Source organism: Enterobacter vonholyi, from assembly GCF_008364555.1.
Lineage (GTDB): Bacteria > Pseudomonadota > Gammaproteobacteria > Enterobacterales > Enterobacteriaceae > Enterobacter > Enterobacter vonholyi.
In genome coordinates this window covers 84,205-110,224 of record NZ_VTUC01000008.1, presented here as the reverse complement: position 1 = coordinate 110,224, position 26,020 = coordinate 84,205, and the positions used below count along the sequence as shown (strand labels likewise).

The 26,020-nt window shown below is 55.7% G+C and carries 23 protein-coding genes; 10 read left to right on the top strand and 13 right to left on the bottom strand.

What is annotated here, in order from left to right; genetic code table 11:
* The first annotated feature begins 128 nt into the window (after positions 1–128).
* The 3 genes from fdhF (at position 129) to F0319_RS14195 (ending at position 3,546) form a co-directional block, all read left to right on the top strand.
* Positions 129–2,276: a formate dehydrogenase subunit alpha gene (gene fdhF, locus F0319_RS14205; RefSeq protein ID WP_084831941.1), complete on the top strand. Its 2,148-nt coding sequence runs from the start codon at positions 129–131 to the stop codon at positions 2,274–2,276.
* 321 nt (positions 2,277–2,597) lie between these two features.
* Positions 2,598–2,750 carry a Hok/Gef family protein gene (locus tag F0319_RS14200; RefSeq protein WP_111964193.1) on the top strand — a complete coding sequence of 51 codons (153 nt, stop codon included), beginning with the start codon at positions 2,598–2,600 and terminating at the stop codon, positions 2,748–2,750.
* Between the two features lie 121 nt (positions 2,751–2,871).
* On the top strand, positions 2,872–3,546 hold the full coding sequence (locus F0319_RS14195) for a tetratricopeptide repeat protein (protein ID WP_111964194.1): 675 nt from the start codon (positions 2,872–2,874) through the stop codon (positions 3,544–3,546).
* A 52-nt stretch (positions 3,547–3,598) separates the two neighbouring features.
* On the opposite strand, the gene gltP is transcribed toward F0319_RS14195, so the two are convergent.
* The gene (gene gltP, locus F0319_RS14190; RefSeq protein WP_024906735.1) at positions 3,599–4,912 is read right to left on the bottom strand and encodes a glutamate/aspartate:proton symporter GltP; all 1,314 of its coding nucleotides are present in this window, start codon (positions 4,910–4,912) and stop codon (positions 3,599–3,601) included.
* Positions 4,913–5,335: 423 nt separating this feature from the next.
* Here gltP and acs point away from each other — a divergent pair, with 423 nt between their 5' ends.
* The 3 genes from acs (at position 5,336) to actP (ending at position 9,333) form a co-directional block, all read left to right on the top strand.
* Positions 5,336–7,294 (top strand): acetate--CoA ligase, encoded by a 1,959-nt coding sequence (gene acs / locus F0319_RS14185; RefSeq protein ID WP_115876906.1) that lies wholly within the window; start codon positions 5,336–5,338, stop codon positions 7,292–7,294.
* Between the two features lie 78 nt (positions 7,295–7,372).
* Complete coding sequence (locus F0319_RS14180; RefSeq protein ID WP_008503396.1) at positions 7,373–7,687, top strand: DUF485 domain-containing protein; 315 nt, start codon at positions 7,373–7,375, stop codon at positions 7,685–7,687.
* Positions 7,684–9,333 (top strand): cation/acetate symporter ActP, encoded by a 1,650-nt coding sequence (actP, locus tag F0319_RS14175; protein ID WP_149367225.1) that lies wholly within the window; start codon positions 7,684–7,686, stop codon positions 9,331–9,333. Before F0319_RS14180 ends, actP begins: the two co-directional genes overlap by 4 nt.
* A 32-nt stretch (positions 9,334–9,365) precedes the next feature.
* Here actP and F0319_RS14170 read toward each other — a convergent pair whose 3' ends face one another.
* Both F0319_RS14170 and F0319_RS14165 read right to left on the bottom strand, forming a co-directional pair.
* Positions 9,366–10,055 (bottom strand): LrgB family protein, encoded by a 690-nt coding sequence (locus F0319_RS14170; RefSeq protein ID WP_024906731.1) that lies wholly within the window; start codon positions 10,053–10,055, stop codon positions 9,366–9,368.
* Positions 10,048–10,458: a CidA/LrgA family protein gene (locus F0319_RS14165; protein WP_021242769.1), complete on the bottom strand. Its 411-nt coding sequence runs from the start codon at positions 10,456–10,458 to the stop codon at positions 10,048–10,050. Before F0319_RS14165 ends, F0319_RS14170 begins: the two co-directional genes overlap by 8 nt.
* A gap of 102 nt (positions 10,459–10,560) precedes the next feature.
* Here F0319_RS14165 and F0319_RS14160 point away from each other — a divergent pair, with 102 nt between their 5' ends.
* Complete coding sequence (locus F0319_RS14160; protein ID WP_024906729.1) at positions 10,561–11,448, top strand: LysR family transcriptional regulator; 888 nt, start codon at positions 10,561–10,563, stop codon at positions 11,446–11,448.
* A 75-nt stretch (positions 11,449–11,523) separates the two neighbouring features.
* Here the strand turns inward: F0319_RS14160 and F0319_RS14155 are convergent, their stop codons facing one another.
* The 4 genes from F0319_RS14155 to soxR form a co-directional block, all read right to left on the bottom strand.
* Positions 11,524–13,170 carry a Na+/H+ antiporter gene (locus F0319_RS14155; protein WP_111964197.1) on the bottom strand — a complete coding sequence of 549 codons (1,647 nt, stop codon included), beginning with the start codon at positions 13,168–13,170 and terminating at the stop codon, positions 11,524–11,526.
* A 150-nt stretch (positions 13,171–13,320) separates the two neighbouring features.
* Complete coding sequence (ghxP, locus tag F0319_RS14150; protein WP_008503390.1) at positions 13,321–14,670, bottom strand: guanine/hypoxanthine transporter GhxP; 1,350 nt, start codon at positions 14,668–14,670, stop codon at positions 13,321–13,323.
* Between the two features lie 293 nt (positions 14,671–14,963).
* Positions 14,964–15,635, bottom strand: a complete 672-nt coding sequence (locus tag F0319_RS14145) for a glutathione S-transferase family protein (RefSeq protein ID WP_149367224.1) — start codon at positions 15,633–15,635, stop codon at positions 14,964–14,966.
* A gap of 288 nt (positions 15,636–15,923) precedes the next feature.
* Positions 15,924–16,382: a redox-sensitive transcriptional activator SoxR gene (soxR, locus tag F0319_RS14140; protein ID WP_008503388.1), complete on the bottom strand. Its 459-nt coding sequence runs from the start codon at positions 16,380–16,382 to the stop codon at positions 15,924–15,926.
* Between the two features lie 98 nt (positions 16,383–16,480).
* Here soxR and soxS point away from each other — a divergent pair, with 98 nt between their 5' ends.
* The gene (gene soxS, locus F0319_RS14135) at positions 16,481–16,807 is read left to right on the top strand and encodes a superoxide response transcriptional regulator SoxS (protein WP_008503387.1); all 327 of its coding nucleotides are present in this window, start codon (positions 16,481–16,483) and stop codon (positions 16,805–16,807) included.
* A gap of 6 nt (positions 16,808–16,813) precedes the next feature.
* On the opposite strand, the gene F0319_RS14130 is transcribed toward soxS, so the two are convergent.
* On the bottom strand, positions 16,814–18,379 hold the full coding sequence (locus F0319_RS14130; RefSeq protein WP_111964200.1) for an EAL domain-containing protein: 1,566 nt from the start codon (positions 18,377–18,379) through the stop codon (positions 16,814–16,816).
* Between the two features lie 644 nt (positions 18,380–19,023).
* On the opposite strand from F0319_RS14130, the gene F0319_RS14125 reads away from it, so the two are divergent.
* Positions 19,024–19,305, top strand: a complete 282-nt coding sequence (locus F0319_RS14125) for a YjcB family protein (RefSeq protein WP_008503385.1) — start codon at positions 19,024–19,026, stop codon at positions 19,303–19,305.
* 60 nt (positions 19,306–19,365) lie between these two features.
* Here F0319_RS14125 and ssb1 read toward each other — a convergent pair whose 3' ends face one another.
* On the bottom strand, positions 19,366–19,896 hold the full coding sequence (ssb1, locus tag F0319_RS14120) for a single-stranded DNA-binding protein SSB1 (RefSeq protein WP_023310055.1): 531 nt from the start codon (positions 19,894–19,896) through the stop codon (positions 19,366–19,368).
* A gap of 250 nt (positions 19,897–20,146) precedes the next feature.
* On the opposite strand from ssb1, the gene uvrA reads away from it, so the two are divergent.
* On the top strand, positions 20,147–22,969 hold the full coding sequence (gene uvrA, locus F0319_RS14115; protein ID WP_045328845.1) for an excinuclease ABC subunit UvrA: 2,823 nt from the start codon (positions 20,147–20,149) through the stop codon (positions 22,967–22,969).
* Positions 22,970–22,972: 3 nt separating this feature from the next.
* Here the strand turns inward: uvrA and F0319_RS14110 are convergent, their stop codons facing one another.
* The 4 genes from F0319_RS14110 to tyrB form a co-directional block, all read right to left on the bottom strand.
* Entirely contained in the window at positions 22,973–23,326 is a 354-nt protein-coding gene (locus F0319_RS14110; protein WP_111964201.1) for an MmcQ/YjbR family DNA-binding protein, read from the bottom strand.
* 2 nt (positions 23,327–23,328) lie between these two features.
* Positions 23,329–23,745, bottom strand: a complete 417-nt coding sequence (locus F0319_RS14105; protein WP_111964202.1) for a secondary thiamine-phosphate synthase enzyme YjbQ — start codon at positions 23,743–23,745, stop codon at positions 23,329–23,331.
* A gap of 113 nt (positions 23,746–23,858) precedes the next feature.
* On the bottom strand, positions 23,859–24,572 hold the full coding sequence (gene aphA, locus F0319_RS14100) for an acid phosphatase AphA (RefSeq protein WP_059347291.1): 714 nt from the start codon (positions 24,570–24,572) through the stop codon (positions 23,859–23,861).
* Positions 24,573–24,818: 246 nt separating this feature from the next.
* On the bottom strand, positions 24,819–26,012 hold the full coding sequence (gene tyrB / locus F0319_RS14095) for an aromatic amino acid transaminase (RefSeq protein ID WP_149367223.1): 1,194 nt from the start codon (positions 26,010–26,012) through the stop codon (positions 24,819–24,821).
* Between the last annotated feature and the right edge of the window lie 8 nt (positions 26,013–26,020).

Sequence of the window (26,020 nt, the reverse complement as noted above, 5' to 3'; positions counted from 1 at the left end):
ACGATTGGCTGCTTTTTGTCAGGGTTTTCACCGCGAAGGGACCGTAAAGTCAGGGTATACCCATACGAAAAATATGGCATAGAAGCTGCATAGTGGGTGCGAATGATTCGATTAACTGGAGCAGACTGATGAAAAAAGTCGTCACGGTTTGCCCTTATTGTGCCTCAGGTTGCAAGATCCACCTGGTGGTCGATAACGGCAAAATCGTCCGGGCGGAGGCCGCACAGGGGAAAACCAACCAGGGCACGCTGTGCCTGAAAGGTTACTACGGCTGGGATTTTATTAACGATACCCAAATCCTCACCCCGCGCCTGAAAACCCCTATGATCCGCCGCGAGCGCGGCGGCAAGCTGGAAGCCGTCTCCTGGAACGAGGCGCTGGATTACGTCGCCACGCGCCTGAGCGCCATCAAGGCCAAGTATGGCCCGGATGCCATCCAGACTACCGGCTCTTCCCGCGGGACGGGAAATGAAACCAACTATGTGATGCAAAAATTCGCGCGCGCCGTTATTGGTACTAATAACGTCGACTGCTGCGCTCGCGTCTGACACGGCCCATCGGTTGCAGGTCTGCACCAGTCGGTCGGTAACGGCGCAATGAGTAATGCCATCAACGAGATAGATAATACCGATCTCGTCTTCATCTTTGGTTATAACCCGGCGGATTCTCACCCTATCGTCGCGAACCACGTTATTCGCGCTAAACAGAATGGGGCGAAAATCATCGTCTGCGATCCGCGCAAAATTGAAACCGCGCGCATTGCGGATATGCACATTGCATTGAAAAACGGCTCAAACATCGCGCTGTTGAACGCAATGGGGCACGTCATTATTGAGGAGAACCTGTACGACCAGGCGTTTGTCGCGACCCGTACAGAAGGCTTTGAAGAGTATAAGAAAATAGTCGAGGGCTATACGCCTGAATCCGTCGAAGCGATAACCGGCGTCAGCGCGCAGGAGATTCGTCAGGCGGCCAGAATGTATGCCGGGGCAAAAACCGCCGCCATTCTCTGGGGTATGGGCGTAACCCAGTTCTACCAGGGCGTGGAAACCGTGCGCTCGCTCACCAGCCTCGCGATGCTGACCGGTAATCTGGGTAAAGCCCACGTTGGCGTGAACCCGGTGCGCGGTCAGAATAACGTGCAGGGCGCCTGCGATATGGGCGCGCTGCCGGATACTTATCCGGGCTACCAGTACGTGAAGTTCCCGGAAAACCGCGCCAAGTTCGCAAAGGCCTGGGGCGTGGAAAGCCTGCCGGAACACACCGGGTATCGCATCAGCGAGCTGCCGCACCGCGCGGCGCATGGCGAAGTGCGTGCGGCCTACATCATGGGTGAAGATCCGCTTCAGACCGACGCCGAGCTTTCTGCAGTGCGTAAAGGGTTTGAGGATCTGGAGCTGGTGATTGTCCAGGATATCTTCATGACCAAAACCGCGGCGGCGGCGGATGTGATTTTACCGTCGACCTCCTGGGGCGAGCATGAAGGCGTCTATACGGCGGCGGACCGCGGCTTCCAGCGCTTCTTTAAGGCGGTCGAGCCGAAGTGGGATCTGAAAACGGACTGGCAGATCATCAGCGAAATCGCCACCCGCATGGGCTACCCGATGCACTACAACAACACCCAGGAGATCTGGGACGAGTTGCGCAGCCTGTGTCCGGACTTCTACGGCGCCACCTATGAAAAAATGGGTGAGCTGGGGTACATCCAGTGGCCGTGCAGGGATGAGTCAGAGGCCGATCAAGGCACGTCCTATCTCTTTAAGGAGAAATTCGACACCCCGAACGGGCTGGCGCAGTTCTTCACCTGCGACTGGGTCGCGCCGATCGATAAACTCACCGACGAGTATCCGATGGTGCTCTCCACCGTACGTGAAGTGGGCCACTACTCCTGCCGCTCGATGACCGGAAACTGCGCCGCGCTGGCGGCGCTGGCGGATGAACCGGGCTACGCGCAGATCAACACCGCCGATGCGGAACGGCTCGGTATTGAGGATGAAGCGCTGGTGTGGGTGAACTCGCGCAAAGGGCGGATCATCACCCGTGCGCAGGTCAGCGATCGTCCAAACAAAGGGGCGGTCTATATGACCTACCAGTGGTGGATTGGTGCCTGCAACGAGCTGGTAACAGAGAACTTAAGCCCGATAACCAAAACGCCGGAGTATAAATACTGCGCCGTTAACGTTGAGCCGATTGCGGATCAGCACGCGGCGGAACAGTACGTGATCGATGAATATAACAAGCTGAAAGCCCGACTGCGCGAAAGCGCAATGGGTTGAAGCCGTTAATTCATCGCTGAATAAAGGGAGTGATATATTCACTCCCTTTTTATTTTCGATTAATTCATAAGAAATATAAATTATTATTCTGGAAAGCGGCTCGCAGAAATAATGTAATTTACGCAGAATAGAATTACATCTTTGCATTTTAATTCAGGGGGATAAGATGTTCGGCGGATGCTTAAGACTTTCTGTCTTGAGCATTGTTGAGGGACAGAAAGTGGAAAGCCCCGGGAAATTTTCATTCACCCGAGGCTACCCCTCAACAACCAACAGGTTGAGAGTAGCCTCTTATTCTTTTTTTGACAAGGAGTAAAAGGCATGACGCCATTAAAAACTGCGTTAGGCATCGTCTTTATTGTTTGCCTGACGATAGTGATTTTTACCTTTATTACTCGCGGTAAGCTCTGCGAGTTCTCAATAAAGAGTAAGCATCAGGAGGTGGCGGCAAAATTAGCCTGCAACGCAGGCTAATCTCTACGTGCGGAACAACGGTTCCGCCCGGCTTGTAGGATGCTGAGGTTTTAATGCACCCGTTTTTTTCTTTTGCGCCCGCGATTATACTGCGCGGCGTGTACCCAGATGATAAGAATCCATGAAAGCCATTTTTCTGTTGTTATTGTTTTTTACGTCCTTCGCCCGCGCGGATGAGATAGGCAGCCAGTATCGACAACAGGCCGAAGCCGGTGATGCGCGTGCCCAGTATTATCTTGCCGATACGTACTTCAGCTCCGGCGACAGCAAGCAGGCCGCGCAGTGGGCCGAGAAAGCCGCGAAAGGCGGCGATGTCGACGCCATGGGGTTGCTCTCGCAAATCCTCTTTACGCAAGGTGATTACGCACAGGCCAAAGCCCTGGCCCAACAGGCAAACATTGCTGGCAGCAAACGCGGTGCGATCATGCTGGCGCGCATTCTGGTGAATACTCAGGCGGGGAAAACTGACTATCCCCAGGCCATCAGACTGCTGCAAACGGCGACCGAAGATATCGACAGCGACTCTGCGGTCGATGCCCAACTGCTCCTGGGGCTGATTTATGCCAACGGCGTCGAGGTAGCGCAGGATGACGTGCAGGCTGCCTCGTGGTTCAAGCGGAGTTCAGCCCTTTCGCGTACCGGCTATGCCGAGTATTGGGCTGGGATGCTGTTCAGGCAGGGTGAGAAAGGCTTTATCACGCCCAATAAACAGAAAGCACTGTACTGGTTGAACCTGAGCTGTACGGAAGGGTTTGATACGGGATGCGAAGAGTTTGATGCGTTGAGCGGGGAATAAAATCCCCTCACCCTAACCCTCTCCCCAAAGGGGAGAGGGAGACAACGTTACATTACTGGTCAGCAGTCTTATCAAAACGACCCAGCACCTCGCGTTCATACGCCAGCGCCTTTTTACGATCGAATTTGTGTTCCCACTTGGCGATAACCAGCACCGCCAGCGCATTACCCACCACGTTCAGCGCCGTACGCGCCATGTCGAGGATACGGTCCACACCGGCGATAAAGGCCAGACCTTCCAGCGGAATGCCTACGCTGCCCAGCGTCGCCAGCAGCACCACGAACGAAACGCCCGGTACGCCTGCGATACCTTTAGACGTCACCATCAGCGTCAGTACCAGGACGATCTCCTGCCACAGCGACAGGTCAATGCCGTACAGCTGGGCAATAAAGATAGCGGCGATACTCTGGTATAGCGTCGAACCATCCAGGTTAAAGGAGTAACCGGTCGGCACCACGAAGCTGGTAATAGAGGCAGGCGCGCCGTAGGCTTCCATCTTCTCAATAATACGCGGCAGCACGCTCTCAGAGCTTGCCGTGGAGTAGGCCAGAATCAGCTCATCTTTCAGGATACGAATCAGGATCCAGATGCTCAGCCCGCACAGACGCGCCACGATGCCCAGCACCACCAGTGCGAAGAACAGGATGGCGAAGTGCACCAGGATCACCAGCTTCGCCAGCGGCCACAGGGAGGCAAAACCGAAGTTCGCCACGGTGACGGCGATAAGCGCAAACACCCCTACCGGCGCGTAACGCATCACCATGTGGGTCACTTTAAACATGGTCTCGGAGATAGAGCGGAACACGGTCACCAGCGGTTCACGGTGCGTCGCGGGCAGAGAAGAGAGCCCCAGACCAAACAGTACCGAGAAGAAGATGATCGGCAGCATTTCGCCCTTCGCCATCGACGCCACGATGTTGGTCGGCACCAGCGACAGGATTGTGCCCATCAGGCCATGCGCATGGCTCTGCACGTCAGCGGTCGTACTTTGGTATTTCGAAATATCCACCGTTGCCAGCTGCGACATATCGATCCCGGAACCCGGCTGGAACACGTTCGCCAGGGTGATACCAAGAATGATCGCAACCGTAGTGATCACTTCGAAATAGATAATGGTTTTTGCACCAATACGACCTAACTGCTTCGCATCGCCGACGCCCGCAATACCGACCACCAGCGTCGAGATCACAATCGGAACCACAATCATCTTAATCAGATGAATGAAGATATCCCCTGCCGGTGAGAGCAGGTTTGCAATCAGCCATTCGCGGCTGTCGCTGTGATAGTGAAGGTAACTGCCCAGCAAGATGCCCAGCACAAGGGCGATTAAGATCTGCCAGGCAAGGCTGACTTTAACGTTTTTCATAGAAACTGACTTCCTCAATGAAGCGCCTTATTCACTCAAACTGCATGAATATGGAGACATACTGAAAGGGTATGAATTGTGTTGCGTTGGTTTATGGGATTTTTTAACGCGGCGTATGAGTATCATTTGCGCGACCTGTTGCGCAAGCCTTAAAGAACGACGCGTTTCACTCACAAAAGCGACGATGACGGCAGTTTGTTCTAATTCTGATAAATAACCTTTTGTTATAAAAACGCTTTTTTAAACATAAATGTGAATAATCGTCAGCATAAATTATTTTCCTTCAAAGATTCATTCGCTCAATTTTCATACTCTTCAAACAATGCGTGATCTGCAGCCCAAATAATAAACAAAGCTTGTAAAGCCCCTACAATTAACGTTTTTGCGACATATTATTAACATCTTACAAGGAGAAAAAAAGCCATGAGCCAAATACACAAACATGACATTCCCGCAAATATTGCGGACCGTTGCCTGATCACCCCGGAGCAGTACCACGAGAAATATCAGCAATCTATCACCGCCCCGGACACCTTCTGGGGTGAGCAGGGTCATATCCTTGACTGGATCAAACCTTACCAGAAGGTGAAGAACACCTCCTTTGCGCCCGGCAATGTCTCCATTAAATGGTATGAAGATGGCACCCTGAACCTGGCGGCGAACTGCCTTGATCGTCACCTTGCCGAGCGCGGAAACGAGACGGCGATTATCTGGGAAGGCGATGATGCCTCCCAGAGCAAACACATTACCTATAAAGAACTGCACCGCGACGTGTGCCGCTTCGCCAACGTCCTGCTGGAAAAAGGCATTAAAAAAGGCGATGTGGTCGCTATCTATATGCCGATGGTGCCGGAAGCGGCTGTAGCCATGCTGGCCTGCGCGCGTATTGGTGCGATCCACTCCGTTATCTTTGGCGGTTTCTCACCAGAAGCGGTTGCGGGCCGTATTGTCGATTCCAGTTCAAAACTGGTGATCACCGCCGATGAAGGCGTGCGCGCCGGACGCGGAATCCCCCTGAAGAAAAACGTCGACGAAGCGCTGAAAAACCCGAACGTCAAAACGGTCAGCAACGTCATCGTCCTTAAGCGTACCGGCGGCAAAATCGACTGGAACGAGGGGCGTGACCTGTGGTGGAGCGACCTGATTGAAAAAGCGAGCGACCAGCATCAGCCTGAAGAGATGAACGCAGAAGATCCGCTCTTCATTCTTTACACCTCCGGCTCGACCGGTAAGCCGAAAGGCGTGCTGCACACCACCGGCGGCTATCTGGTCTACGCGGCCACCACCTTCAAATACGTCTTTGACTACCATCCGGGCGACATCTACTGGTGTACCGCCGACGTGGGCTGGGTTACCGGACACAGCTACCTGCTGTACGGCCCGCTGGCCTGTGGCGCAACGACGCTGATGTTTGAGGGCGTACCGAACTGGCCGACTCCGGCGCGGATGTGTCAGGTGGTCGACAAGCACCAGGTCAATATTCTCTACACCGCACCAACGGCGATCCGCGCATTAATGGCGGAAGGTGATAAAGCCATCGAAGGCACTGACCGCTCTTCATTGCGCATCCTCGGTTCCGTGGGTGAGCCCATTAACCCGGAAGCCTGGGAGTGGTACTGGAAGAAAATCGGCAACGAGAAATGCCCGGTCATGGACACCTGGTGGCAGACCGAAACCGGCGGCTTTATGATCACCCCGATGCCGGGCGCCACGCAGCTGAAAGCGGGCTCGGCAACGCGTCCGTTCTTCGGCGTACAGCCTGCGCTGGTGGATAACGAAGGCAACCCGCTGGAAGGGGCCACCGAAGGCAACCTGGTGATCACGGACTCGTGGCCGGGTCAGGCGCGTACCCTGTTCGGCGATCACGATCGCTTCGAGCAGACCTACTTCTCGACCTTTAAAAACATGTACTTCAGCGGCGACGGCGCGCGTCGTGATGAAGATGGCTATTACTGGATCACCGGACGCGTGGACGACGTGCTGAACGTCTCCGGCCACCGTCTGGGCACCGCTGAGATTGAATCGGCGCTGGTGTCGCATCCGAAGATTGCCGAAGCCGCCGTTGTCGGCATTCCGCACAACATCAAGGGCCAGGCAATTTACGCTTACGTCACCCTGAACCACGGGGAAGAGCCGTCGCCAGAACTCTATGCTGAGGTGCGCAACTGGGTGCGTAAAGAGATTGGCCCGCTGGCGACGCCGGACGTGCTGCACTGGACCGACTCGCTGCCGAAAACCCGCTCCGGCAAAATCATGCGCCGTATCTTGCGCAAAATCGCGGCAGGGGACACCAGCAACCTCGGTGATACCTCAACGCTCGCGGATCCTGGCGTGGTGGAAAAACTGCTCGAAGAGAAGCAGGCCATCGCAATGCCTTCCTAGTGTTTTCTCCCTCTCCCCTCACCCTCTCCCCATAGGGGAGAGGGGATAAAAACTAACCTTACCTTTGGAGACTCTGTGATGAATGACCATATTTGTCAGCAGATAGAGAATAGTGCGCACTACAGGGAGCTCGTCGATAAGCGGCAACGGTTTGCCTTCACCCTTTCCATCATCATGCTGATTATCTATGTCGGCTTTATTCTGCTGATCGCCTTTGCGCCGCACTGGCTGGGTACCCCGCTGCACGAGGGCACCAGCGTGACGCGCGGTATTCCGATTGGCATTGGCGTCATCGTGATTTCATTTGTGCTGACCGGCGTTTACGTCTGGCGCGCGAACGGTGAATTCGATCGCCTTAATAAAGCGGTACTGCAAGAGGTAAAAGCATCATGAAGAGAATTCTGACGGCGCTCGCCGCCACGCTTCCCTTTGCCGCCCACGCGGCAGATGCGATTACCGGCGAGGTACAGCGCCAGCCAACCAACTGGCAGGCGATTGTGATGTTCCTGATTTTCGTGGTGCTGACGCTGTATATCACTTACTGGGCGTCGAAACGCGTGCGCTCCCGTAACGATTACTACACCGCAGGCGGCAATATTACCGGCTTCCAGAACGGGCTGGCGATTGCGGGTGACTTTATGTCCGCCGCCTCGTTCCTCGGGATCTCCGCGCTGGTGTACACCTCCGGCTATGATGGCCTGATCTACTCCCTCGGCTTCCTCGTCGGCTGGCCGATCATTCTGTTCCTTATTGCCGAGCGCCTGCGCAATCTGGGCCGCTATACCTTCGCCGACGTGGCCTCGTATCGTCTGAAGCAGGGGCCGATTCGCACCCTCTCCGCCTGCGGCTCGCTGGTGGTGGTGGCGCTGTACCTGATTGCGCAGATGGTCGGCGCGGGTAAATTGATCGAACTGCTGTTCGGCCTGAACTACCACATCGCGGTAGTGCTGGTGGGCGTGCTGATGGTGATGTACGTTCTGTTCGGCGGCATGCTCGCCACCACCTGGGTGCAGATCATCAAAGCCGTTCTGCTGCTGTTCGGCGCCAGCTTTATGGCCTTTATGGTGATGAAGCACGTTGGCTTCAGCTTCAATAACCTGTTCACCGAAGCCATGGCGGTCCACCCGAAAGGGGAAGCCATCATGAGCCCGGGCGGGCTGGTGAAAGACCCGATATCGGCCCTGTCGCTCGGTCTGGGCCTGATGTTTGGTACCGCAGGCTTACCGCATATCCTGATGCGCTTCTTCACCGTGAGCGATGCGCGTGAAGCGCGCAAGAGCGTCTTCTACGCTACCGGCTTCATGGGCTACTTCTATATCCTGACCTTTATCATCGGCTTTGGCGCGATCATGCTGGTGGGGGCGAACCCGGCGTTTAAAGACACGGCGGGCGCGCTGATTGGCGGTAACAACATGGCGGCGGTGCATCTGGCGGACGCCGTGGGCGGTAACCTGTTCCTCGGCTTTATCTCTGCCGTAGCCTTCGCCACCATTCTTGCGGTGGTTGCGGGTTTAACGCTGGCCGGGGCGTCTGCGGTGTCGCACGACCTCTACGCCAACGTCTTCCGCAAAGGCGCGAGCGAGCGCGATGAGCTGAAGGTCTCGAAAATCACCGTGCTGGTGCTGGGCGTCGTGGCGATTCTGTTGGGCATTCTGTTCGAGAAGCAAAACATCGCCTTTATGGTGGGGCTGGCCTTCTCGATTGCGGCAAGCTGTAACTTCCCAATCATTCTGCTTTCCATGTACTGGTCGAAACTGACCACCCGTGGGGCGATGATTGGCGGCTGGCTGGGGCTGCTGACGGCGGTGATCCTGATGATTCTGGGACCAACCATTTGGGTGCAGATCCTCGGTCACGCAAGCGCCATCTTCCCGTATGAATACCCGGCGCTGTTCTCTATTGCCGTGGCGTTTATCGGTATCTGGGTCTTCTCGGCAACCGACAATTCGCCGGAGGGTAACCTGGAGCGTGAGAAATTCCGCGCCCAGTTTATCCGTTCACAAACCGGTCTCGGCGTTGAGCAGGGCCGCGCGCACTAAGCCTTTCTCCCCGGTCATTCTGGCCGGGGAGCTTAAAACATCACCCACGCCACCAGCGGCGCAACCAGCACCATCACCACGCCCGACAGCATCATGACCAGGCTCGCGACAACGCCCTCCTGCTGGCCCAGCTCATAGGAACGTGCCGTGCCCGCGCCGTGCGACGCCGCGCCAAACCCCGCGCCTTTGGCCATCCCTTCCCGAATAGAAAGCCGCAGAAAGAGCATATCGCCCACCGCCATCCCAAAGACGCCCGTCACCACCACAAACAGCGCCACCAGGTCCGGCTGTCCGCCGAGGGGTTTAGCCGCCGCCAGCGCGAACGGCGTGGTCACCGAGCGTACGGCCAGGCTGCGCTGAATTTCGTCGGGCAGCGTAAACAGCCGCGCCAGCCAGACGGAGCTACAGACCGCGACCACCGTGGCGGTAATCACGCCTGCGCTGAGCGACATCCAGTGGCGTTTGATAATCGCCAGATTGTCGTAAACGGGCACGGCAAAGGCGATGGTCGCCGGGCCGAGCAGCCACAGCAGCCAGTGGGATTCACCAATATAGTTTTGCCAGGAGATATGGCCGAAGACCAGCATCAGCACCAGCAGGATCGGCGTGAAGACCAGCGGCATCAGCGGCAGGGCATGAAAACGGCGATACAGCCGCTTGTTGGCAAAGTAGATCCCGAGCGTCGCAATCAGGCACAGGACGCTGATCTGAAAGTTAGTCATGTTTGTGCCTGCTGATTTCAAACCGGTAGACTTTATCCACGACCCAGGCGGTCGCTCCCAGCACCATCAGCGTACTCAGCGCGATGACCGCGAAGATGCGCCAGCCGTCCACCATCAGCAGCTGCGCATAGTTCACCACCGCCACCACGGCAGGGACAAAGAACAGCAGCATCTCCGCCAGCAGCCAGCGCGCCCCGGCGCGCACCCAGTTGAGGGGGATTACGCGACAGAGGATGAGCGTCAACATCAGCAGCATTCCCACCAGGTTGGCAGGCAGCGGCAGATGGAGCCAGCCGACAAGATATTCGGCGAAAACAAACAGTCCCGCGTAGAGCAGTACCTGAACCGGGACCTGGAGTCGTTGTACAACGGCAGGCGTAACACGGCTTAACGCCACGGCCATGGGGGTTTTCCTCAAAAATGAGACGAGGCGCCAGTATAGTGAGCGCACGGTGTGGACTGAAATGAATTAAAATCATCAAAGGTATAGTTTCGAGGAATAATCATGGACATAAGAACGCTGCGCTATTTTGTCGAAGTGGTTCGTCAGCAAAGTTTTACCCGCGCAGCGGAGAAGTTGTTTGTTACCCAGCCCACCATCAGCAAAATGCTGAAAAACCTCGAAGATGAACTGAACTGTACCCTGCTGATCCGCGACGGGCGCAAGCTGCTGCTGACCGACACCGGACGCGTGGTGTTCGAACGCGGGCTGGCGATTCTGGCGGAGTTCCGCCAGCTGGAAGCAGAGCTGGACGATATTAATCATCTGACCAAAGGGGTGCTTCGCCTCGGCATTCCCCCGATGGTCGGCATGATGATGGCCGGACCGATTAGCCTGTTTCGCCAGCGTTATCCCGGCGTAGAGCTGAAGATTTCGGAGTTTGGTGGGTTAACCGTCCAGCAGGCGGTCACTAACGGCGAGCTCGACGTGGCAATGACCGCCCTCCCCGTTGAGGAAGAGAGCGGCCTGGCGACGCTTCCGCTCTTTAGCCACCCGCTGTGCGTGCTGGTGCCCCGCTCCGGCGACTGGCTAAAGAGGGAGTCGGTGAAGCCTGAACTGCTCGGCGAGCACCCTCTGCTGATCTACAACGAAGACTTCGCCCTCAGCCGCCAGCTTATGACGCTGTTTAACCAGCATAACGTCAAGCCACGCATTGCGGTACGCAGCGGACAGTGGGATTTCCTGGCGGCGATGGTGCAGGCCGGCGTGGGAATTGCCATTCTGCCGCAGCCGATTTGCGAGCGTCTGGATAAAAACACGCTGCGCTGGATCCCACTGGAGAGCGATCTGCACTGGCAGTTAGGGATGATCTGGCGTGAAGGGGTCTATTTGTCGCAGAGCGCGCAGGCGTGGCTGCAGTGTTGTGAGGGGTTTTGGGTGCGGTCTGAATAGTGCCCGGTGGCGCTTACCGGCCTACGTTCGAACCGTAGGCCGGGTAAGGCGAAGCCGCCACCCGGCAAAACAGCGCTACTGATTCTCTATCAACAGCGCTTCCAGCAGGTCCAGATCGTGCAGCAGCTTTTGCAGCGTCTCGTTACTGATCTGGCGCGTGGCGCGCAGGTGATACAGTTCGGCGCGCTCTGAGCGCAGCGCCGCCAGGCGGAACCGGCGTTCCAGGTTCTCCTCCTGCAGCGAGCTTTCCACATCGTTACGCCCGTCCGCGCGGCGACGAAGGTTACCAATCACCCGGGAACTCACTTCCGTCAGCAGCTGATTGTCGATGTTCTCCTCCGCATCTGCGGCCAGACGCTCTTCCATTTTCTGGATGGCGACAATGGCCACTTCGGCGGTGGCTGCGCGCGCAATGCGCTCTTCCTTGTGCTGCTGGGTCGAATCGCCGACATCAATATGCTGCAGCAGGATCGGCAGCATAATCACGCCGACAAACAGTGAGAAGAGAATCACGCCCGCCGCCAGGAAGACCAGCTCGTAGCGCGCCGGGAAGACATCGCCTGTCGGCAGCAGCAGCGGAATGGAGAGCACACCGGCAAGGGTAATCGCCCCGCGTACGCCCGCAAAAGAGGCAATCAGCAGTTCACGCGTTGTCCACGAGCCGAACTCCATCGGTTTTTTCTTCAGGAAGCGGACGCTGAAGTTTTTCATCGTCCACAGCCAGCCGAAGCGCACCAGCATCAGCGCCATGTAAATCAGCACGATGTCGGTAAACAGCATCCAGACCTCAACGTTCGGGTCGGCCTCCGCCGCCACCAGCGAGGACTCCATAATGCCAGGCAGCTGCAGGCCCAGGAGCAGGAACACCATGCCGTTAAAGACAAACTCCAGCATGGCCCAGGTGCTGTTTGCACGCAGGCGCATGGCCAGCGGCGCGCGGCGCATTACGCCGGAACGGGTAATGGTCATCCCTGCCGCAACCGCTGCCAGAATGCCCGACACGCCGATATGTTCGGCAATCAGATAAGAGGCAAACGGCAGCAGGAACAGCAGTACGATCTGCGTAGCGGGTTCATCGCCGCCCCAGCGGCTGAGGAAGCGCAGCGAGCGGCCGTACAGCCAGCTCACCACGAAGCCTGCGAGAATACCGCCAATCGCCACCTTGAAGAATTCCAGCGTTGCGCCGCCGACGGTAAAGACCATCGTACCCATCGCTACGGCCACGGCAAACTTCAGGGCGACCAGGCCGGAGGCGTCGTTCATCAGCGCCTCACCCTGTAAAATCCCCATGATTTTCTTCGGAATACGGCCTTCACCCACAATGCCGGACAGCGCCACGGCATCGGTTGGCGACAGCACGGCGGCCAGCGCAAAAGCCGGTATTAACGGAATGCCCGGCACCGTCCAGTAGATCAGGAAACCAATCCCGACGACGGTGACCACCACCAGCGCAAGCGCCAGGCCGAAGATCTCTCGCCCGTGCTCAAGGAATTCGCGCGTGGGCGTTTTCCAGCCATCGGCAAAAAGCAGTGGCGGAATAAACAGCACGAGGAACAGTTCGGGGTCAAATTCCACGTGCAGGCCAAACGTCGGCCACGCCAGCAGCGCGCCGATGGCAATTTGCATTAATGGTAGGGGGACCTGAAAGGGCAGTACGCGTGTAACCACCCCGGATAGCGAGACCACAAGGGTCATGATGAGTATTGTGAAGAAGATTTCCATGCGTTCCCTGTTTGCTGTGTTGCTTATGTACTCCGGAAGGCGTCGTGCCTTTTATTCTATCTTCCCCAGAGTAACGCAAAAGGCAACAGGATGAGTCCTGAAAATAAAAACGGGCGGCCTGAGCCACCCGTTTTCGCATCAAAGGACAACTTAGATTGCCCAGCCGCCTGCGTAGAACGCCACCAGCGCAACGGCGATAACAACGGTGCCAACGTTCAGCTTGCGCCATTCACCGGAAACCAGACGACCGATCACCAGCGACGCGAAGCCGATCATAATGCCGGTCACGATGTTACAGGTCAGTACGATGAAGACCGCGGTAATCAGGCCAGACATCGCGTCCACAAAATCCGCAAAGTCGATTTTCGCCACGTTGCTCAGCATCAGCAGGCCAACGTACATCAGCGCTGGCGCGGTCGCGTACGCCGGAACCAGGTACGAGAGCGGAGAGAGGAACAGGATCAGCATGAACAGCACGCCGACGGTGATCGCCGTCAGGCCGGTTTTACCGCCTGCCGCCGTACCCGCCGCGGACTCGATGTACACCGCCGCAGGCGCCGCACCCACCAGACCAGAGAAGACGCTGCTCAGGGAGTCAGTGGTCAGCGCTTTGCCGCCGTCAATAATCTGACCGTCTTTATCCAGCAGGTTCGCCTGACCGGCCACCGCACGAATAGTACCGGTCGCGTCAAACACGGCGGTCATCACCAGCGCCAGCACGCTTGGGAGGATCACCGGGTTCAGCGCGCCAACGATATCCAGGCTGCCAATCAGAGAGTTGCCTTTGTCATCGCTCAGCGACGGCATGGCGAAAATGCCGGAGAAATGGACGTTCGGATCGAAAATCAGGCCCACAATCGACACGCCGATAATGGTCAGCAGAATGCCGCCCGGGACTTTTAGTTTTTCCAGACCGATAATCACCGCCAGTCCGATCAGCGACATGATCACCGGGAAGCTGGCGAAATGGCCGAGCGCCACCGGCAGGCCGTCCAGCGGGTTCTTGATGACCAGACCGACGCCGTTGGCGGCGATCAGCAGCAGGAACAGGCCGATGCCGATGCCGGTACCGTGCGCTACGCCCTGCGGCAGGTTGCGCAAGATCCAGCTACGGATGCCGGTCGCTGAAATAACGGTAAACAGCACACCCATCAGGAACACGGCGCCCAGCGCAACCGGTACGCTGATGTGCTGACCCAGCACCAGGCTGAACGCGGTAAACGCGGTCAGGGAGATGGCGCAACCAATCGCCAGCGGCAGGTTCGCCCACAGGCCCATCACGATAGAGCCCACGCCGGCCACAAGGCAGGTCGCTACAAAGACAGCCGCTGGCGGGAAGCCCGCTTTGCCCAGCATGCCCGGCACAACGATGACGGAATAAACCATCGCCAGAAACGTTGTCAAACCGGCAACGATTTCCTGACGCACGGTGCTGCCGCGGGCCGAAATTTTAAACATGGCGTCAAGTGAACCGCCAGTACGCGCAGATGGCGTAGACATAGAAAACATCCCCTGAGAGTTTTTTAGGAAGTCCGTAAGCGAGGTGGAGACGCCACTGCCAGCTAAACGTCAAATCCTTGTGTTGCGTTTGCGACGAAAGGGCGTCACAGAAAAAGCAAACGTTTAGCTCCGCGCTTACAAACGGGTGGTCAAATTAAGGCAAACGATTATCTAGCCTAATCCCCGCCCTTTTCAACTGAACTTTATCGTTTTTCGCTAAAATTCACTTATGACGCTGAAGAAATAAACAGAGGATGCGCAAACGTTATCGTCAATGCGCAATTTGTTTACATTTAATCCTCACCCGGGATGGATAACGGCCCCCCTTGTTCCAGGGTTCTTTGCCAGCCAGGGCTGTTCTCAACCTTACTTTTCCACGCCTGAATATGCGGCAGGTTGTTAATACCGCCGCGCGCCAGCAGGGCAAAAATCGGAAAGCTCATCTGGATGTCGGCCATGCTGAACGTATCCCCGGCAAACCAGCTGTTTTTAGCCAGATGTGATTCAATAAAGCGCGCATGGGTTTCCAGCTGGCGGTTGAGGTACGCTTTCTGCACCCCCTGCCCCAGCGCTTTCCCCAGGGTTCTGATACCAAACGGCACCGGCGGTTTGCCGAGGCTGCTGAAGACCAGCTTCATTAACAACAGCGGCATCAGCGATCCTTCCGCATAGTGCAGCCAGAAGCGGTACTGCACCTTATGCGCCGGATCTAAAGGCTTAAGCCGCGACTCGGGATCGTAAGTTTCCTGCAGGTACTCCAGAATGGCGCCAGACTCCGCAAGGATCAGCCCGTTATCTTCGATAACCGGTGATTTACCCAACGGATGTACCTTTTTGAGAGCCTCCGGCGCCAGCATGTTTTTTTGGCGCTGATAGTGAACGATCTCATAAGGCAGGCCGAGTTCTTCCAGCGCCCAGATGGCGCGGTGTGAGCGCGACTGGTTAAGGTGGTGTACCGTGAGCATGGCTTTCTCCTGTTATTCATACTTTTTAACTATAGAAAATTGAACAACACCGCGAAAAAAATTCGGCTAAAAACCGGTCAGCGACGCTGGCGAAAAAACGGGGCTTGCATAGAATTAAAGTGTCAGCACAATCCGGAACCTCCCCAACCAGCTCGACACTGAGGGGTGCTGACGTCGGGGGAAACCCTCCCGTGAACCAGCGGGATAGAGTGAAAGACAAAGACCGGGAAAAACTAAAGCGCCCTTATGTGGCGCTTTAGTTCTTTATGTGCTTTTTGCCGCGCAATCTCAATCCTCTTCCAGCAGCCGCGCCCCCGTCCCCTGCTCGCCCAGTTTGTCGCCGGGGTTACGCAGCGGGCAGTCGCTGCGCGACAGGCAGCCGCAGCCGATGCAGCCATCCAGCTCGTCACGCAGAGCGACCAGCGTGTGAATACGCCTGTCCAGCTCTTCACGCCACTGGGACGACAGCTCTTTCCACTCTTTCGGACTCAGCGTGTGCCCTTCCGGCAGTACCCCAAAGGCCTCACCGATCGTGGCCAGGGGAATTCCGATTCGTTGCGCAATTTTGATTATCGCCACGTAGCGGAGCACGTCGCGAGTATAGCGACGCTGGTTACCCCCGTTACGGATGCTCTTGATTAACCCTTTGCTTTCATAGAAGTGGAGCGCCGATACCGCAACGCCGCTTCGTTTCGCCACTTCACCGGGAGTTAAAAGCGCTTTAATTCGCGGCAATCTCTTTTCCATAAAACCTCTTTACCTCAAGTTAACTTGAGGAATTATACTCACCCGCAGAGAAAACGACGAATTAACCGAGATAGTTGTATCTACAGAGGGGCAACCTTATGTCGCATCAGCAGATTATTCAGACGCTTATTGAATGGATTGATGACCATATCGACCAACCGTTGAACATTGATGTGGTCGCGAAAAAGTCGGGCTATTCGAAATGGTATTTACAGAGAATGTTCCGCACGGTCATGCATCAGACGCTGGGTGAGTACATTCGCCAGCGCAGACTTCTGCTGGCAGCGCAGGCGCTACGCTCAACGCAGCGGCCCATTTTTGATATCGCGATGGATCTTGGCTATGTGTCGCAACAAACCTTTTCCCGCGTGTTTCGCCGCGAGTTTGACCGTACGCCGAGCGACTATCGCCACCAGTTGAATTAATCACTCTCAGTGCAAAGGCTGCTGCTGCCAGGTCATAAATTCCTGGGGCGGCATCGCTTTCGCGAAGTGCCATCCCTGACAAAACTGGACGCCGCGCTTCAACAGCCAGCTCACCTGCTCTGCCGTCTCTACCCCTTCCGCAATGGTTTTCAGGCGCAGGCTCTGCGCCATCTCGATAATATGCTCGGCGATCAGGTGGCTGGTACTGTTGGTCGTTAAGGTATCGATAAACGATTTATCGATCTTCAGGATATCCACGTTCAGCGAGTAGAGATTGTGCAGGTTCGAGTAGCCGGTACCGAAGTCATCGATCGCGACTTCATAACCCGCCTGACGGAAAGCCTGAATCACCGGCGTGGTTTTTGGCACATCGATAAAACCACGTTCCGTCACTTCAATTTTGATTTGCTGCGCGCGGACGGCGTAGTGGCGAGCCTTGTCGGAAATCATGGCGATCAGCCGCGAGGAGTGGAAATCCGTGGCCGACAGGTTAATCGAAATATAGAGATGCGGATGCTCCGCCAGGAAATGGCCCAGATCGTTGAACACCTCCTCAACGACATAGTCCGTAATCCGCTCGCTCATTCCCTCATTTTCCGCCAGCGGAATAAACTCAGCCGGGCTCATCACCTGCCCGTTAAAACCCGGCCAGCGTAACAACGCTTCCGCACCCACACACTGGTTGTTCTTGATATCAATAATCGGCTGATAGTGGACGCAAAGCTGTCGCTTGTTCAGCGCCCGGTGCAGTAAGCGCCCCGGCGAATTAAGCTCACGATGGGTACGGGACCATACCAGCAAAATAATAATGCTGCAGATCATGCCCAGCGGTAGCGTCAACGTCGCCTGGTGATAAAGCGTTTCATAAAAGCGTTTATTCGATGTCGACACAATGGCCGCAATAGGTCTTTTGGGAGACGTTACTATCGTATAAAAGCGGTTATCTTTTTGAAATACCGATTCCTTATCTCGAATCATCGAATTTAATAAAGAAACATTGGCTTTCTGGCTAACCGAAAAGAAAGCATTGGTTACCGTGTCGTACACCCCCCACGAGAGAGAATGATCCGCGGACATGACTTCGCTGTATGAAAGCGGATTGACGACCACCACATAATTTCCGCGCTGCATATATGTCATTTTATAGCCAGTATAAAATGGGGTATCGCGATAATAATAGATAGCGACGTCAGGTTTACGCGTGTAATTAGCGACAGGAATAGCGTAGGGATGATCCGGTGTAAAAACGGTCGAACAAAGAAAATTCTGACCTTCAGCGTAAATTAAATCGGCGACAAACAGGCGGCCACGAACAACGTTCAGCATATATTGACGGTGTCCCGGCGTGCAAAGCTCACCCTGATATTTTTCAGCCTCGTCCCGGGCCAGCTCAACCTGTTGAATAACCAGCTCTGTTTTGTCCAAAGCCAGTTCAGCAAATGTGCGTAGCTGTGCGCTTGTTTCAGACACGGCGCGTAGCTGGGCAAACCATAGCGCAAGCATCACCGGCAGCATAACTACCATGATGATCCCTACCACCCTGAGCATTTTGCGCCGCGCGCTACGATTCATTTCCCGCCCTATATCCCTGCATGTTGTACGCCTGTAGTAATGAAGGCCGGATGCTTTGTTAAACAGGTGATTACGTTGCATGAATCATGCAAAGTTAGCAACTGACTTTTAGTATTAAAAATCTTAAATTTCGTTATGACGATAATATTTTCCCGTAAGTTAAACTGTAAGTATTCGTTCCGTTTCAATTAAGGGAAATAATTATCCAGCCCGCCGGGGCCGACGGAAAGATAACACAACAGGCGATCGTTGATTAAGCCAAACGTCTGACAGCATGAAAAAAGTACAACATCGTCATGACGTTTTATGCTATTTGCGCCGGGTACTGTGTTTGTTGATTTATAAATAATCAGTCTTGACCACAGTATTTTCAGTAATGGCGGAGAATAACGCCCCTGTTATAAAAACCGAATTTGCGGTATCCCCACTTACCCGACGGTCGTTTCCGGCACGTTGTGGGTTCACTTCCTCATGCGCCGAGGCTGGTCCTGCCTACAGAATCGCTTTTCCTGAGGAATAAAATCCTCTTTTTTGATCGCACTGGCACTGGCGAATAAATCATCAATTGTGATATAGTTCACACATATTTTGTAACGAGAAACACTGTTTCATTCAGTTCGTCTGTTTTGTAGAGGATGGGTTTTATGGCAACCATTACTACCAGCATGGTTCTTCTGCGCTGGCCTTTGTTGAGTGCGGTACTGATGTTTTTAGCCAGCACGCTGAACATTCAGTTTCGTAAATCTGACTATGCGGGTCTTGCTGTCATCAGCACCCTGCTGGGGCTGGGCGCTGCCTGCTGGTTTGCAACGGGTCTGCTTGGTATCACCCTGTTGGATATCGCTGCCGTCTGGGAAAATATTAAAGTGGTGATGGTTGAGGCGATGAGCCACACGCCGCCAGACTGGCCGATGGTGATTACCTGATCCCTTACGGAATAAAAAAACCCAGACGATGGTCTGGGTTTTTTGTTTAGCACGCGGAAATCAGAACGGAATGTCGTCGTCGAAATCCATTGGCGGTTCGTTAGACGGCGCCGGAGCAGACTGCTGCTGCGGACGAGACTGTGCTCCGCCGCTGAACTGGTTGCCACCCTGCGGCTGCTGAGGCTGACCCCAACCGCCCTGCTGCTGGCTCTGACCGCCACCTGCAGGTGCGCCGCCGCCCTGACGGCCACCCAGCATCTGCATGGTGCCGCCCACGTTGACCACTACTTCAGTCGTATACTTCTCAGCTCCGGACTGATCGGTCCATTTGCGGGTACGCAGCTGGCCTTCGATATAGACCTGAGAACCTTTGCGCAGATATTCTCCGGCCACTTCGGCCAGTTTGCCAAACAGCACAACGCGGTGCCATTCGGTCTGCTCTTTCATCTCACCGGTCGCTTTATCACGCCAGGATTCGGAAGTAGCCAGCGTAATGTTGGCAACTGCACCACCACTCGGCATGTAGCGTACTTCCGGGTCCTGGCCCAGATTACCGACGAGAATCACCTTGTTTACGCCTCTGCTGGCCATGTTCGTGTCTCCTGAATACGTTTCTTAATAGTGTAAACGCGCGAGTGTACCATTTCCATGCTGCACTTTGATAGTTGCGTAGCACGTTCCAGAGTTCTCCCGCAACTCAACATTGTTACACAGCGAATCAGAAAATGCATTCCAATACTGTATATTCAAACAGGTCAAATTGTGTCATAATTAGCCGTTTCTGACAGCCGTTTGTCCTTCAAACAAACCAGGCAATCCGTGTTCCAACCGGGAAAGGTGAATGGATAAGATCGAAGTTCGGGGCGCCCGCACCCACAATCTCAAGAATATCAACCTCATAATCCCTCGCGACAAACTCATTGTCGTGACCGGGCTTTCGGGGTCTGGCAAATCCTCACTGGCTTTCGACACTCTGTATGCCGAAGGACAGCGTCGTTACGTTGAATCGCTCTCGGCGTACGCTCGTCAGTTCCTGTCACTGATGGAAAAACCGGATGTCGACCATATTGAAGGGTTGTCACCTGCTATCTCTATTGAGCAGAAGTCCACGTCGCATAACCCGCGCTCAACGGTCGGTACCATTACCGAAATTCATGACTACCTGCGTCTGCTGTATGCCCGCGTGGGCGAGCCGCGCTGCCCGGACCACGACGTCCCGCTGGCGGCGCAAACCGTGAGCCAGATGGTCGATAACGTGCTGTCGCAGCCGGAAGGCAAGCGCCTGATGCTCCTTGCGCCAATCATCAAAGAGCGTAAGGGCGAACACACCAAAACGCTGGAAAACCTGGCAAGCCAGGGCTATATCCGCGCCCGTATCGACGGCGAAGTGTGTGACCTGTCCGATCCACCAAAGCTGGAGCTGCAGAAGAAGCACACCATCGAAGTGGTGATTGACCGCTTTAAGGTGCGCGACGATCTCGCCACGCGCCTGGCGGAATCCTTTGAAACGGCGCTGGAACTCTCTGGCGGCACGGCCGTGGTCTCCGACATGGACGATCCAAAAGCGGAAGAGCTGCTCTTCTCCGCCAACTTTGCCTGCCCGATTTGCGGCTACAGCATGCGCGAGCTGGAACCGCGCCTGTTCTCCTTTAACAACCCGGCGGGCGCGTGCCCGACGTGTGACGGCCTGGGCGTGCAGCAGTATTTCGATCCGGATCGCGTGATCCAGAACCCGGAGCTGTCGCTGGCGGGCGGGGCCATTCGCGGCTGGGACAAGCGTAACTTCTACTACTTCCAGATGCTGAAATCGCTGGCAGAACACTACAAGTTCGACGTTGAAGCGCCGTGGGCCAGCCTGAGCCCGAACGTGCACAAAGTGATCCTGTTCGGTTCCGGTAAAGAGAACATCGAGTTCAAATACATGAACGATCGCGGCGATACCTCCGTGCGTCGCCACCCGTTCGAAGGGGTGCTGCACAACATGGAGCGCCGCTACAAAGAGACTGAATCCAGCGCGGTGCGCGAGGAGCTGGCGAAGTTCATCAGCAACCGCTCCTGTGCCACCTGTGAAGGAACGCGCCTGCGCCGCGAAGCGCGCCACGTGTTTGTGGAAAACACGGCGCTGCCGACCATCTCAGACATGAGCATCGGCCACGCGATGGACTTCTTCAATAACCTGAAGCTCTCCGGCCAGCGCGCGAAAATAGCCGAAAAAGTGCTGAAAGAGATTGGCGATCGCCTGAAATTCCTGGTGAACGTCGGCCTGAACTACCTGACGTTATCCCGCTCGGCAGAAACGCTCTCCGGCGGTGAAGCGCAGCGTATACGTCTGGCGAGCCAGATTGGCGCGGGTCTGGTAGGCGTGATGTACGTACTGGATGAGCCGTCCATCGGCTTGCACCAGCGCGACAACGAGCGTCTGCTCGGCACGCTGGTCCACCTGCGCAACCTCGGCAACACGGTAATCGTGGTCGAGCACGATGAAGATGCGATCCGCGCGGCTGATCACGTGATCGATATTGGTCCGGGCGCAGGCGTACACGGCGGGCAGGTGGTTGCAGAAGGGACGCTGAAGGACATCATGGCGGTGCCCGAATCGCTGACCGGCCAGTACATGAGCGGCAAGCGTAAGATTGAGGTGCCAAAACAGCGCGTAGCGGCAGATCCAGAAAAAGTGCTGAAGCTGACCGGCGCGCGCGGCAACAACCTCAAAGACGTCACCCTGACGCTGCCTGTTGGCCTGTTTACCTGTATCACCGGCGTATCCGGTTCCGGTAAATCGACGCTGATCAACGATACGCTGTTCCCGATTGCGCAGACGGCGCTGAACGGCGCGACGCTGGCCGAGCCGGCGCCGTACCGTGACATCCAGGGGCTGGAGCATTTCGACAAAGTTATCGATATTGACCAGAGCCCGATTGGCCGTACCCCGCGCTCTAACCCGGCAACCTATACCGGCGTCTTCACGCCCGTACGTGAACTGTTTGCCGGTGTGCCGGAAGCACGCTCCCGCGGCTATACGCCAGGACGTTTCAGCTTTAACGTACGCGGTGGCCGCTGCGAAGCGTGCCAGGGCGATGGCGTGATCAAGGTTGAGATGCACTTCCTGCCGGATATCTACGTGCCGTGCGACCAGTGCAAAGGCAAGCGCTATAACCGAGAAACGCTGGAGATTAAGTACAAAGGCAAGACCATCCACGAAGTGCTGGACATGACCATCGAAGAGGCGCGCGAATTCTTTGATGCCGTTCCTGCGCTGGCGCGTAAGCTGCAGACGCTGATGGACGTGGGCCTGACCTACATTCGTCTGGGGCAGTCGGCAACCACGCTGTCCGGCGGCGAAGCGCAGCGCGTGAAGCTGGCGCGCGAGCTGTCAAAACGCGGCACCGGTCAGACGCTCTACATTCTGGACGAGCCGACCACCGGCCTGCACTTTGCCGATATCCAGCAGCTGCTCGACGTGCTGCATCAGTTGCGCGATCAGGGCAACACTATCGTGGTCATCGAACATAACCTGGACGTGATTAAAACCGCGGACTGGATTGTCGATCTCGGCCCGGAAGGCGGCAGCGGCGGCGGTGAAATTCTCGTCTCCGGTACGCCAGAGACGGTTGCAGAGTGCGAAGCCTCGCACACTGCGCGCTTCCTTAAACCGTTGCTGTAATTGTCACACGGAGAGCTGCTGTCGGGTCGTTTCCGGCAGCAGCTCAACCGCCTGCTGATAGGACGCGTCCACCAGGTAGTAAATTTGCGAGCCTGGAATCGATCCATCCAGATAGACGGTGCTCCAGTGCGCCTTATTCAGGTGCTTGCTCGGCCTCACGTCATCATGCTGTTGACGTAGCAAATCAGCCAGTTCAGGGCTGGTTTTCAGCGACGCCGCAGGACGGCCTTCCACCTCTTTCACCATCGCAAACAGCACATCCCCCACCTTAACCTGCGTGGCTTTCCAGTCGCTATGGACGCTCTGCTCCGCGCCGGGCTTGCTCATGCAGTACTGAAGTATCTCCGAAATTGTCATCTTTATTCCCCTTGTAGCGTGGCGATAATTTTACGCGAACCACCGTGAATGCGATGCTCTCCCAGCCAGATCCCCTGCCACGTTCCCAACAGCAGCCGCCCGTTGTGAACCGGCAGCATAAGCGATACGCCCAACAGGGAGGATTTAATATGCGAAGGCATATCGTCTGCCCCCTCATAGTCATGCTCATAAGGAGCGTTGTCCGGGACGCTCTTCAGAAAATGGTGCTCCATGTCTGACCGGACGGTGGGATCGCAATTTTCATTAAGCGTGAGAGAGGCAGACGTGTGCTGAAGGAGCAGATGCAGCAAACCCGTTTTGACCCGCGGCAGGTCGCGGATTTGCCCGATGACTTCGTCCGTCACCAGATGAAATCCGCGTGGTTTCGCGCTTAAGGTCAGGGTCTGTTGATACCACATGTGCTGCTCCGTAATGAAAGATGAATCTTTCTAAGTGTGCAGCAAGAAGGCAAAAGGTAAAACCCGCAGCGACGAGATTTGCTTAAAAAAGAGTCAAACTCGTCGCCTGCGGTTTAATACTCAGAGTTCACAATGACCTCTTCGCCAAACTTTCCGGCCATCGGCAGCGGTCGATAGGTGGAGTTAGAGGCACGCAATACCCTGATTCCTCTGGCACCCACGTCATGCGCGGCGGTGATGTCGTTATCCGAATCGCCGTAGAATACTTTGATATTTTTCTTTTCCAGCCACTGGGTTTTGGTGTTTTGCCCTTCTTTGTCACCAGCAAAAATCACCGGATTCATGCTGGTCGCCGGGATCTGGAAATCATCCTGCAGCGTTTTCGAGACGGTTTCCGTTTTGGTCTGACTGCGGCCGGTCACAAAATAAATGCTGTCACCGCGCTTCACGTGCATGGCAATAAGTGCACGGGCAACCTCTTTCGGGATGCTGAATTCGTCCCAGCCGTTATTCATTTTTTCCCAGAATTCCGGGTTCTTCAGATACGCTTCGCTGTCGGGTGAATACGTTTTCTTCCCGCGCCAGAAGCCAGGGCTTGAGAACAGCACGGTATCGTCAATGTCAAAGCCCACGGCCATTGGCGCGCGGCCCATCAGGCTGTTTTCGATTTGGGCCACGGAAACCCAGTGAATAGGTGCCTGCTCGGCAAGAATGGCGGCGGTGGTGCCGGTGTAAAGCGGCGTCGGGGCAGAAGCTCGCGCGACGACGGCGCTATTAAGCGAGAACAATAAGCAGGCGGCGCTGAGCGCCAGTGTGATCTTGCGCATATTTTCCCCTGAAAATTCAGTTTGTTATCGTTTTAATTTGAGCGAACGGTCAAAAAACTATCCGACCATAACCCCAGCGGGAGGTGAAGGGAAGGAGTTTTTACTTATGAAGATGAATAAAAAGAAGATGATCACAAAGCGCAGATGTGACGTGTAGGCCCGGTAACCGGGCAAGATTCTTGTGCGGCCTGATGCCCTCACCCCAACCCTCTCCCACAGGGAGAGGGGGAAAAGAGTAGTGAGTACTTACATTACAGCAGCAAACGCCTGCGCCACGCGATGAACGTTGCTGGAATTCAGACCCGCCACGCACATACGGCCGCTGGCGATGAGATAAATGCCGAACTCTTCGCGAAGGCGATCGACCTGCGCCGCACTCAGTCCGGTATAGCTGAACATCCCGCGCTGCTTGAGCAGATAGTCGAAGTTATGTCCCGGCACCGCCTCTTTCAGGACGTTAACCAGTTCCTGACGCATCGAAAGAATGCGCTTACGCATCGCTTCCACTTCGCCAAGCCAGGACGCTTTCAGCTGCTCATCACCGAGAACCGTCGCCACCACCTGCGCACCAAAGTTTGGCGGGCTGGAGTAGATACGGCGTACCGTCGCTTTCAGCTGGCCGAGCACGCGGCTGGCTGCTTCGGCATCCTCACACACTACGGACAGACCGCCAACGCGTTCACCGTACAGGGAGAAGATTTTAGAGAAGGAGTTACTAACCAGAGCAGGCAGCCCGGCGCTGGCTACGGCGCGGATGGCGTAAGCATCTTCTTCCATGCCCGCGCCAAATCCCTGGTAGGCAATGTCGAGGAACGGGATCAGGTCACGGGCCTTCAGTACCTCAATCACCGCATCCCACTGGGCGTTAGTGAGATCTGCACCGGTCGGGTTATGGCAGCATGGGTGCAGCAGCACAATACTGCGCGCCGGCAGCGTGTTCAGTTTTTCTAACAGCGCTTCAACGCGCACGCCGTTAGTTTTGCTGTCGAACCATGGATAGGTCTCGACCTTAAAGCCTGCGCCCTCGAAGATCGCAACGTGGTTTTCCCACGTCGGGTCACTGACCCACACGCCTGAATCCGGGAAGTATTTTTTCAGGAAGTCTGCACCCACTTTCAGCGCACCCGAGCCGCCCAGCGTCTGGATCGTCGCCACGCGTTTTTGCGCGAGCACTGCGTGATCGGCGCCGAACAGCAGCGGTGTAATGGTGTTGCGATAAGCGTTTAGCCCTTCCATCGGCAGATAAAGGGAAGCGCCGTGTGGAACAGCGTTCAGACGCGCTTCGGCTTCGGCAACGGCTTTTAATTGAGGAATGATGCCATCCTCGTTGTAATACAGACCGATGCTGAGGTTCACTTTGTCGCTACGAGGATCTTCTTTGAAACGCTCCATTAAGGAGAGGATAGGGTCGCCGGCATAGGCGTCAACTTTCTGAAACACGCGATGGT